The sequence below is a fragment of the Kitasatospora sp. NBC_00315 genome (genome assembly GCF_041435095.1).
In the GTDB taxonomy this organism is placed as follows: Bacteria; Actinomycetota; Actinomycetes; order Streptomycetales; family Streptomycetaceae; genus Kitasatospora.
This window is the reverse complement of the sequence record NZ_CP108028.1, coordinates 1-10250: the sequence shown is the minus strand read 5'-3', so window position 1 is coordinate 10250 and position 10250 is coordinate 1. Positions and strand designations below refer to the sequence as shown.

General features: G+C 71.3%; 9 protein-coding genes and 1 pseudogene. 4 read left to right on the top strand and 6 right to left on the bottom strand.

The features are described from left to right. Positions 1 to 11: 11 nt before the first annotated feature. The 4 genes and pseudogenes from OG823_RS34675 to OG823_RS34660 form a co-directional block, all read right to left on the bottom strand. Positions 12 to 905: pseudogene (locus tag OG823_RS34675) on the bottom strand (hypothetical protein); the annotation flags it as partial. A 2-nt stretch (positions 906 to 907) separates the two neighbouring features. Next, positions 908 to 1111, bottom strand: a complete 204-nt coding sequence (locus tag OG823_RS34670) for a hypothetical protein (RefSeq protein WP_371484910.1) — start codon at positions 1109 to 1111, stop codon at positions 908 to 910. Then, the gene (locus tag OG823_RS34665) at positions 1111 to 1440 is read right to left on the bottom strand and encodes a hypothetical protein (RefSeq protein ID WP_371484908.1); all 330 of its coding nucleotides are present in this window, start codon (positions 1438 to 1440) and stop codon (positions 1111 to 1113) included. The genes OG823_RS34670 and OG823_RS34665 overlap by 1 nt, the downstream gene beginning before the upstream one ends. After that, a complete protein-coding gene (locus OG823_RS34660) occupies positions 1437 to 3392 on the bottom strand; it encodes an FtsK/SpoIIIE domain-containing protein (protein WP_371484906.1) in 1956 nt (651 codons plus the stop codon). Before OG823_RS34660 ends, OG823_RS34665 begins: the two co-directional genes overlap by 4 nt. 346 nt (positions 3393 to 3738) lie before the next feature. Between OG823_RS34660 and OG823_RS34655 the strand changes: the two genes are divergently transcribed. From OG823_RS34655 to OG823_RS34640, 4 genes are all read left to right on the top strand, one after another. Further along, positions 3739 to 4470 carry a GntR family transcriptional regulator gene (locus OG823_RS34655; RefSeq protein ID WP_371484905.1) on the top strand — a complete coding sequence of 244 codons (732 nt, stop codon included), beginning with the start codon at positions 3739 to 3741 and terminating at the stop codon, positions 4468 to 4470. Between the two features lie 928 nt (positions 4471 to 5398). Continuing rightward, positions 5399 to 5839, top strand: coding sequence for a hypothetical protein (locus OG823_RS34650; RefSeq protein WP_371484918.1), 441 nt, complete (start codon positions 5399 to 5401; stop codon positions 5837 to 5839). A 352-nt stretch (positions 5840 to 6191) separates the two neighbouring features. Continuing rightward, on the top strand, positions 6192 to 6605 hold the full coding sequence (locus tag OG823_RS34645; RefSeq protein WP_371484917.1) for a DUF3307 domain-containing protein: 414 nt from the start codon (positions 6192 to 6194) through the stop codon (positions 6603 to 6605). 34 nt (positions 6606 to 6639) lie between these two features. Then, positions 6640 to 7008 (top strand): hypothetical protein, encoded by a 369-nt coding sequence (locus OG823_RS34640; RefSeq protein WP_371484916.1) that lies wholly within the window; start codon positions 6640 to 6642, stop codon positions 7006 to 7008. 694 nt (positions 7009 to 7702) lie between these two features. Here the strand turns inward: OG823_RS34640 and OG823_RS34635 are convergent. Together OG823_RS34635 and OG823_RS34630 are read right to left on the bottom strand one after the other, a co-directional pair. After that, positions 7703 to 8983 carry a hypothetical protein gene (locus OG823_RS34635; protein ID WP_371484914.1) on the bottom strand — a complete coding sequence of 427 codons (1281 nt, stop codon included), beginning with the start codon at positions 8981 to 8983 and terminating at the stop codon, positions 7703 to 7705. Positions 8984 to 9626: 643 nt separating this feature from the next. Beyond that, positions 9627 to 9995 carry a hypothetical protein gene (locus OG823_RS34630; protein WP_371484912.1) on the bottom strand — a complete coding sequence of 123 codons (369 nt, stop codon included), beginning with the start codon at positions 9993 to 9995 and terminating at the stop codon, positions 9627 to 9629. Positions 9996 to 10250 lie beyond the last annotated feature (255 nt).

Sequence of the window (10250 nt, the reverse complement as noted above, 5' to 3'; positions counted from 1 at the left end):
CCCTCAGCCAGTGCGGTGACGCGCCGCCAGGAGGACCGGAGTCGGGTCTCTCCGGCGGAGTGACCAGCGGCGCGGAACCTCACGGCCAGCTCGCGGTAGGTCAGGGGCGGGGTCTCGCTGTCGCGCAGCTCGACCACGATCCGGTCGATCTCGTCGTCGCTGAGCGCCGGGGCGGCGTCCAGCGCGGGGAGCGCCGTCAGGGCGTCCAGGGACTCCCAGACGGGCAGGTCCCAGGCGGGGCGTGCCCCGGGTGTGACGCGCTCTGTGACGCAGGTCAGAGCGCGTCCGGTGCCCTCCGCCTGCCGGGCCTTCTCCAGCTGGGACCAGGATCCGGCGAGCCGTCCGGCGGTACGGGCCTGAACCCGTGCGACGCGGGCCCCAGCCGCCGTCACGGCGGTGAGCCGGGTCTCCTCCGAGCCAGCCTCCGCCCGGAGCCGAGCCCGAAGTACCGCGGCTTCGTCGCGAGACTCCTGCTGGATCTCGCGGATCGCTACCAGCGCGGCCGGGGTGAGCGACGTCCGCTCCCACAGTCCGTGGACCAGCCACAAGGCTTTGGCCGCGATCGGCAGCCAGGCCACGGCCAGCCATGCGCCGGCGGAGTGCTCGCCCACCAGGGCGTGGGCGACCAGGACGCCGGTCGCGATCAGGCCGAACCCCCACCCGACCAGCGTCACAGCGGTGCTGTGGTCGCCCTGGGCGGCCAACCGGCGCTCGTAGGCGAGGGTGGCGAGCCAGCCGCCGTCCAGGCCCACGCCGACGACCAGGGCGACGGCGACGGGCATCGACTGCCCGAGCCACATCACGACCACGGCCAGGGTCAGCGCCATGCTGACCAGCGTCATCGCGACGGCCGGACCGACCGTCAGCAGGCGGCGCAGGAAGCGCCGCACGTCGGTGGTGTTCATGGTCACTTCCCCTCGCAGTCGCAGGTGCAGCCGGGTCCGGCGCACTTCTCGCAGTCCAGGCAGCGCGAGCACGCGCCGCAGTGGCGGTCGTAGCCGCAGATCGAGGCGGACTTGCCCCGCGAGCAGATGCAGACCGCCGGGGTCGGCACCGCGAACATCAGCAGCTGGCCCGGCACCTCGACCGGGGCGGTCTTCCGGGCGGCCATCAGCTGCGGCCCTTCTTGACCTCGCGGAACAGCAGGTACAGCACGATCGTGCTGACCGCGATGGCGACCGAGGCGAGCGCCACGGCCAGGAACAGGCCGGTCAGGACCGCGCCGCCGACGACGACCGCCCCGCCGATGGCCAGGGGTCGCATGGACGAACGGCTGGTCGGGACGGCCGGGTGACCGTGCTGGCAGCCGCAGCCGGAGTGCTGCTGCAGCGGCGCCGGGGCGGTCGCGGCGGGCAGCTGCTGGACGACGGCGGCTACCAGCGCGGCGAACTCCTGCTGCCGCTTGGCCTCGGCGATGGCGATCTGCAGGTCGGCGCTCATGCGGACACCTCCGTGGCGACGATGGCCAGCGTGCCGTCGGTGGAGCGGACCAGGACGCCCGCCTTGACCAGGGCCCCGACCTCGCGGGACACGGTGCCCTTGTTCAGGCCCGTGGCCTCGGTCACGGCCTTCGGGCTGAGAGCGCCGGCGCGGACCGCTGCCAGCACCCGGTTCCGGTTCGACTCCTGGGCGGGCGCGGCGTCGGCAACCTCGACCTCCTGGGCGTCCTTGACCAGCCGCAGCGCGTTCCGCTGCGAAGGCACGGCGTCGGCCAGGCCGCCGCCGCGCTTCCAGATCGGCCGGTCCGGCAGCGCGATGACGTCGGCCGGGGAGAACGCCCGGGTGTTGATCGGGTGCGGCTTGGCCTTGGGGCCGTAGCGGAGCATCGCGACGCCCGGCATGGGCAGCTCGTGGGCGTGCCAGCCCTTGTCGGTGGCGTCCTCGCCGAAGACCACGCGGGACTCGGCCGAGGTGGACAGCGCGAGCGCGGCCCGGTAGGTGATCTGGGCGCTGATCTGCGGGTCGATGCCGCCGTTGGCGTCCATGGTCGGCTTCTGGGTGGCCCAGATCAGGATGATCTCGGCAGCCCGCGCCATCCGGGCGAGGGTCCGGAAGTTGGCCATGATCCGGGACCAGTCGGGGTCGCCCGGGTCCTCCTTCGTCGGCTTGACCCTGGGCGTCTTGGACATCGAGATGACCTCGGCACCCTCGTCCACGAACACCGTGATCCGGGGGCGGTCGGCGCTGATCTGGATGACGTCCTGGCCGCGCGGGATCAGCTCCAGGCGCTCGTGCATCTCGGCCACCAGCTCGTCCGAGAGGTCGAGGACGCCTTCCAGGTCGATCGCGGTGCGGGCGCGGTGGTTCCAGTTCAGCGCCTCCACGCGCTTCGGGTCGACGACGACCAGGCGGTGGTCCTCGGTCTCGGACGCCTCGGCGAGCAGGGCCCGGGTGGACCAGGACTTGCCCGCGCCGGACGTACCGGCGATGAGCATCCGGCGGCCGAGCGGGACCATGACCAGCTCACCGGTGACGGTGTCCACGCCCCACGGAGCGCCGGGAGCCCAGCCGGTCAGGTCCAGGCCGTCCGCCGCGCTGCGGGTCCGCAGCGTGATCGTGGCGCGGTCGCCGTGGCTGCCGGTCTTGATCTCCATGCGCAGGTCGGTACGTGCTCCGAGCAGGGCGCGGATCTCGTCCTCCTTGGCGCGGAACGCCTTGGGCGTCCACCGGCCGTCGAGCCGGACGTGGGAGACCAGCCCGGCCGGGGTCAGCTTGGCCGGGGTCGGCACGGTGCCAGCCAGGCCGCGAGGGTCGGCGTTCTGCACCCAGAACGACGGGTCCAGACGCTCCGCCAGGCGCTTCTCCTCCGCCGTCAGGCCGTCCTCGATCTGGACGGACGACTTGCGGCGGCCGAGCCAGAGGCCGGCGGCGTTGAGCAGGACCAGCGCGGCCGAGACCGGCGCGGGCCAGATCGTCAGCTCGTGCGCGTTCTCGGTCAGGACCCAGGAGGTCAGCCCGGCCGTGACGCTGTGCGCGATGTGGATCTGCACCGCGCGGACCCGCAGGGTCGTCGGGTAGTTCCGGCGGGCGGCCCGCAGGTCGGCGCGTGCCTGCGTGTGCTGCTGAGCTGCGGCGCGGTGCGAGGTGCGGGCCGCGCGCCGCTCGGTGCTGAGCGGGTTCTTGGATCCGGCGCGAGCCGTGCGGCGGGCGTTCTTCGCCGTCACGGCCAGGGCCCGAGCGCTGTTGTGCTCACGCTGAGCGGCCAGCAGGGCCTTCAGGTGGTCCGGGGTGCGGAGGTCCAGCCGCCGCTTCGCCTCGGCGTCCCAGCGCACCGCGAACGGCGCGCAGAACGGGCCGACCGCGTCCAGCGCGTTCACGGTGGCGGTCGACGACGCGGTGCGCGCCGACTTGGAGGTGTCGATCGACTTCGACCATGCTGCTGCGAGGTCCACGAGCGAGTCCTTTCAAGATCGTGGATCAGGGTCGGATTGCCGTTCGAGCGGCGATCCGGCCCGTCTGTTTTGGGGTAGTTGCTCCCAGCGGTTGCGCCCGTGCTCTCGGTTGCACCCCTCAACCGCGCGTGACCTGCGAAGTTGCAAGTTGCGGCGGCCTTTGGAGAGGGGGCCCTACGCGTGTGCGCGCGAGGGCCCCGGATTTCCGAGCCCGTTGAGCCGCCCCCAGGAGGACCGGCCTAACAACATCCATACTGTAGTAGCACAGTTGCTGTGTCAAGCCCTACACTGTGGTAGATCACCGCATCGGATGCTGTGCTAGACCACCCGAACCGAAGGAGCCGACATGTCCTCGTTGGAGCGCACGCCCCCGTACCTCCAAGTCGTCGCCACGCTGAAGGCGAAGATCGTCAGCGGCGAGCTGTCGCACGGCGACGCGCTGCCCTCCGTCCGCGACCTCGCGGCGCAGTACTCGATCTCGACCGCGACCGCACAGAAGGTCCACCGCACCCTCAAGGCCGAAGGCCTCGCGGAAGCCCGGCCGGGCGCGTCCACCACGGTCAGCACCAGGCGCACGCTCCACCGCACAGCCGCAGACCGGTTGGAGGCCGCGCTCGCCACCGGCCGGATCTACGCGGACGGCGAGTACGCGGTCATCACCAACGCCGACCTGACCGTCCCGCCCGAGTGGGTCGCCGACCTCCTGGGCGTCGAGGACCAGGGCCCGGCGCTGCGGCGCCAGCGGGTGACGCACAACGCCGACGGCGAGCCCGTCAGCGCCAGCACCAGCTGGTTCTCGGCTGACCTCGCGGAGACGGTGCCCGCCCTGCTGCTGAAGGAGCGGATCATCGGCGGCACCCCGTCCGCCATCGAGGCCGTCACCGGCCGCCGCGCGGTCGCCTCGGAGGAGGCGTCCACCTCCGCCGCCGCCACCCAGGAGCACGCGGAGCTCCTGGGCGTCGTCGCCGACTCCCCCGTCCTGCTGAGCCGCAACGTCTACGTGGACGCCCAGGGCGACACGATCGAGGTCGGGGAGTCCGTGGCTCCGGCCGGCCGCTGGCGCGTCCACCGGAGCTGACCGCCCCAGAGCACACGGAAGCCCCCTGCCGATCCGAATTCGGCGGGGGGCTTCGTCGTGCTCACCCGAACGTACCGATACACGGCGCTACACGGGGCCGCTGAGCGCCGCTCTCCCGCTCCTGCGGCTCTTCGTCCGCCAGCGGGCCCACAGGCCGTCAGAGCGGCGTACAGCGGCTCTCCCCGCCGGACGACCGGCCGTCCTTGCCGACGCGCCGTCCGCTGCCGCGAAGCAGCTGCAGCAGCTCGGCATCTGCCAGCGGGCTCCGCCCACACCCGACCACCTCCGAGGGGAGGGGCGACGAGCGATTCGTGCCGCACTGGTGGGTGGTGACGGTCGAACAGTCGGGGGGTTCCCTCGGCGAACGGCACCAAAGGCTCGCACGGAACCTGCTGGGGGCAGCTCCGCAAGCTCCGCCACCCCCAGCAGAACCCGTGCCAGGTCTGCGACTGCCGCCCACCGAGGGAACCCCCCGCCAGCCCAACCGTGCGGGCTGCGCGAGCAGCTGGTGGACGTCGGCGGCCGGGGTCCGGTCACCGCGGCTTCGGTCGTGAGGGTGGGCGCGGGCCGGCCGACGAATCCGCCGGCCGCAGCAGCAGAAACCCGAAGCGAGTTAGTGCCTTGTGGGCCCAGTTTCGCGGCAGCCCTCCCGCCCGAGCCCGGCCGCCAGGCCCGCCGGGAGGCGACGCCATCGCCGCAGGCGACGACGCGATTTTTGATCGGTCGTCATGGACGCGCCACCGGATAGCAAGAGGTGTGCTCCGATCCCGGCCTGCTTCACCGGTACGTCATCCGTCCGCCCGGTACGTCACCGACTTCACGTACACCGACGTCGCCCTGGTCGTCGTCGGCGAGCCGGAAATCCGCTGTACGGATGTCCGTGCAACCCTCCATGCACGGACATCCGTACACCCGCTGAGGAGCGCACATGCACAAGGTCCACCAGGACGACGACGGGAGCGTGACCCTGACGGTCACGCTCCTTCCGGAGGAGGCCGCCGCGATGGGCGCCGACGCCGGGCGACTGCTCGACAGCCTGGACGCCACGATCCAGGGGATCGTCATGCTGCGGACCGGCGAGACCTACCGCCGCGGCGAGCCGATGGCCGTCTTCCTGTCCGACCTCGCCCACGTCATCGGCGGACTCGACCTCCGCTTCCTGCCGCGCATCGAGGCCGTCCGCGACGAGGCGATCCGCGCGCACCAGCGCGCCGGCGGATCGCTCGCGCAGCTGGCCGACGCCACCCAGGTCTCACGGTCCACCGCGCAGTACCGACGCGAGGCACTGGCCAAGGCCGGACCGAAGCACTTCGACGCATGGGCCAGTCGCCCGCCAGCCGCACCGACCGTCCCAGCCGCACGAACCTGACCGCCCGAGCAGTGCCACCAGATCACTCACCGTCAGCGACGACCAGCAGAACCAGCACACCCTTGCATCACGATCCGACGGACCGAGATCGACAGCAGAGAGTCACCTCAGCCAAGCAAGATCGAGAACACCCCAAGAGGAGGGCACACCTCTTGCACTCCGCCCGACCCCAGGTCAGAGCTTCGCTCCGGAAGGACGATCGGAGCTCTTGCATTCACAAAGCCACAAGGGTTCATGATCGCATTCACACCGTTTGCTAGTCCGTCAGCACCCCCCCTTGCGCAATGCGCACACCCCCTGCCATAGTCGGAGTGTGCGCAAAGCGCACGCCACTTCGGGGAGGGACCAGATCATGGCTGCCAGCGTCTTCGCTACCGCGTTCGTCCTGCTGTACGTCGGCCACATGCTCGCCGACTACCCGTTCCAGACGGACCACCAGGCCGCACACAAAGCGGGCTCCGGCCGCGTCGGCTGGACCGCCTCCGCCGCCCACGCCGGAACCCACGCAGTGGTTGCCGTCGCCCTGGTCCTCGGCGTCGGTGCAGCCGCCCTCGGCCTGCATCTCACTGGGGCCGGCACCGTCGCCGCCGTCGCCTGGATCGTCGTCAGCCACGCGGCCATCGACCGCCGCTGGCCCGTCACCCGCTGGATGGCCGTCGCTCGACAGACCGGATTCGCGGCCCACGGCGGAGCCGCCCACGTCGACCAGACAGCGCACCTGGCGCTCGGCCTGCTGCCCGCCGCCCTGATGCTCGCTCTGATCTGACCCACCACCCCGCACCATCCGAGAGAGGACAACCATGTCTGTCAGCGTCACGAAGACCACCGGCGGAAGTGCCGAGATCACCTGGGAGAGCACCGACGACCCGCACGGCTGGCTCGCCCGCTCGGTCGAGGGAGACCAGCTCGCCTACGCGCTCGAAGCCCTCGGCGACGGGGAGGCGGAGCGCAACACCGACCGCTCGGAGTCCGACGTCCGCCAGGCCGCGTTCTTCACCAACCAGTTGGCCGGCCTCCTGGAGCGGCGGGCCGCCGTCCAGGTCGTCCGGCTCCGCGACGACTACGGCCTGAGCTGGCGGCAGATCGCCGAATCCATCCACGAGGACCCCGAGAAGCAGTCCACGATCCGCCGCCAGTACGAGACCGGCCGCCGGATCATCGGCTACTGACCGACCACCAGGAAGGGCCCGTACTCCACGGAGTACGGGCCCTTTTCCGCGTGCCGATACCAGGCGCGCTCGCCCCTTTTTGAGCTGGACACAGGGTAGGACAACGGGTGTCCGGGGCCCGGACACTCTGACCCCCTCCGACCTGCCCGGCTGTTCCACCTCCACCGAGACCACCCACTCTCCGCGTCCCTTGAAAAGTGGGTGGTCTCGGTGGAGGTGGAACAGAGGTTGGTGGGAGGGGGTCAGAGATGGAACAGAGAGTGAAAGGTCAGAGGTGGAAAAGGGTGGAGAGAGAAGGGAATTGAGTGAAGGTCGGAGAGGAATTGGAAGGTGGTTGATCAGGGAATGGAATGGGGTTGAGAGAGCGGATACGGAGGGGAAAGCGGTGGGAGAACAGGGAGCGCAGGTGGGGAGAAGTAGGCGGCTGGTGGGTGAGGAGAAGGACAGCGTGGGTGGGGGAAGTGGGCAGCGTCAGGGCAGGGCAGAGGCAGGCAGCAGGGGGGCGGAGCTGGGGGAGCAAGTTAGTGCGTGGGCGTGGCTTAGGCGGCCCGGGTTGATGACGTACGCCCGGCCAGGGGTCCGGAGCGATACGACAGGCCGTGCGTAGGACAGCCACCCCTGGGGCTGCCCTACGCGATAGCTTGCTGTGCTGGTCAGGCCGCAGGAACCGACAGCGAGTTAGTGCGGACTGATATCAGTTTCGTCCGGGTCCGGCCGCCTCGATCGCCCGGCGTGCAGCTGCACGCTCCCGCCGATCGGCGAGGTTGGCGAGGGTCCTCTCCCACGCCTCGGTGATCTCGCCGGGGGTGAGGATGCGCATCTCGCTCGCCTTCCCGCCGGCCGCGAGCACCAGGTCTTCGAGCGTTGCCCAGCACCCGGCCTCGGTGGCCTCGGTGGCCGCCAGGTCGAGTTCTGCGTGGGTGATCCGGTGCCAGGCTGCGGTCTCCAGGTGGGCGCCGTCGCGGATCTCGGTCGCGCCGTCCAGGGCGAAGAGGTGGTCCAGGTCGTCCTCCTCGGAGTCCCCGCCGACCAGGCCCAGGAGCGGGCGGAGGTAGCGGGTCCACTCGATCGCACGGCGACCCGCCACGGTGACCTCGTACTCGCGCCAGCGGACGAGGCACCAGCTCAGTGACCCTTCGCCGGTCGCCTCGTCCTCGGCCAGGCCGCTCATCAGCTCGCCGATCCGGTGGAGCAACTGGAACACCGCCATGTTGCCGAAGCGGCCGTCCTTCATGTCTCCACGGGCCAGCTCGTTCGCGGGCGAGATGGCCTTGTCGCCGTCCTGCACCTTGGCGATGTACTCGCCCAGGTCGGTCGCGTCCTGCTCGGTCTCCAGCGGCTTGAAGTCCACGCCGTGCTCGTCGGAGGGCTCGAACGACGGGTCCACCTTGGCCAGGTGGCGGGTCCAGACGCCCCGGAAGTGGTCCTCGAACTCCGCCATGGCGGAGACGGAGGGCTCGAACACGCCCGTGACCCGCTGGTCACCGCGCTCGCCCTCGGTGGTGCCGCCGAACAGCACGATGGCGTGGATGTGCGGGTGCCAGCCGTTGGCCAGGCCCACCGTGATCTCGGTCGCCCGGATCATCCCGAGGTAGCCGATCCGGCCCCGGATGCCCTCCGGGTTGATGCGCCGGCGCTTGTCGCCCGCCCAGGCCGCGCCCGAGATGAGGCGCTGGTACGCGCCCGGCTGCCGGGCGATGGCGTTGTCCTTGTCGGCGCGGGTGCCCTGGATCGCGTCCATCAGGTCGGCGAGCTGGTGGCTCGCGGCGTGCCGGGCGGTGAAGGTCACCAGCATGGCCCGGCCGCCCTGCCGCAGCCAGGTGACGACCGCCGTGGTGATCTCCTGGGCGCGGCCGTGCCGAATCTTGGCGGAGCAGACCGGGCAGAACCAAATCTTCCCGCACTTCAGGGTGCCCAGGACCACGGCGTTGTCGTCGGCGGTCCGGGCCAGGATCAGCCCGGCGTCCGGGTCCATGGCGTACCGGCCGCAGCCGCGGCAGGAGGGGATGGAGCTGATCCTCCACAGCGTGCGCCGGTCGGCGAAGCGGCCCGCCCGCCGTTCGCGCGACCGAGTTTCGCGGGCGACCGGGGTTGGGCTGACGCCGTCTTTCCCCAGGTCGGAGGGGGCGCGAAACTCTGTTGATACTTTCCCCAGGTGTCCGGGGTTGCCCCCGGACGTCGCCTGACCGGCGCGCTGCCACTGCTCGATGGCACGCTTCGCGGCCTTCCGGCAGCGGTCCGAGCAGTAGACGCGGGGGACCTTGCCGGGGGTGTGGACGATCGGGGTGCCGCAGTGGCACCGGGGGCCTGATCCGGACGCCCGGACAGCAGAACGCGCCACACTGCGCGGCGACTCGCCGGGTAGCGGTGGCGCGGGAGAGAACGGCTCACTTACGCTGGTCAAAAGATCCCCTGGACTAGAAGACGGGGCGATCGGCATTGCGGAGGTCCCGGGTTCCCGCCTGGGACCTTCTGCCGTTCATGGAGTTGTTGACGTTGATCCTGCCCCCTCCAGGGCTCCAGCGGGGCCAAACTCGCCGGACGAGGCTGGTGGGGTTTGAAGGGCCGGAGAGAGGCCGGGACGCGGGATGCGTCCCGGCCTCAGCCGTTCAGACGGGTCAGTCCTTGTAGGCCAGCGAGGACAGCGCGGAGTGGGCGCCGCCCAGGTGCGAGGCGAGCCGGGCGGCATCGGCCTGTGCCGACTTCAGGGCACGGAGGGCGGTGGCGACGTCCTCGCCGCCGTCGCCGCCCTTGTCGCTGCGGATGTGGTCGTGCTGGGCGAGCCGTTCGACGTGCGCGGCGATCTGGTCGAGGGCCTGGCCCAGCATCCCGGCCATGCGGTCCAGGCCGCCGACGACGTCGTAGGCGTCGGAGGGCCACCACCAACCGCCGTCCTCGTAGCTGGTGTTGAAGGTGGCGTGGTTGAGCGCCTGGACCGCGTCGGCGGCGGCGCTGGCGAGCTGGGCGGGGGTCTTGGCGTCGGTCATGGGATCAGCCTTTCAGGAGGTGAGGGGGGCGGGCCGGGTGTTCGAGCACCCGGCCCGCTGGTGGTAGGTCAGGCCGCCGGCCGCAGCCGGGCGGCGAGCTGGGCAGCCGCAACGAGGATCGTGTGCAGCTCGGTGTCGGCGGTGACGATCGGCGAGGCCGGGGTGGGCGCCGCCGGGGGCGGGGTGGTCGGGCGTCGGCGGAGGAGGACGGCCAGGGCGAGCAGGCTGCCCGCCAGGACGGCGAGGTAGATCAGG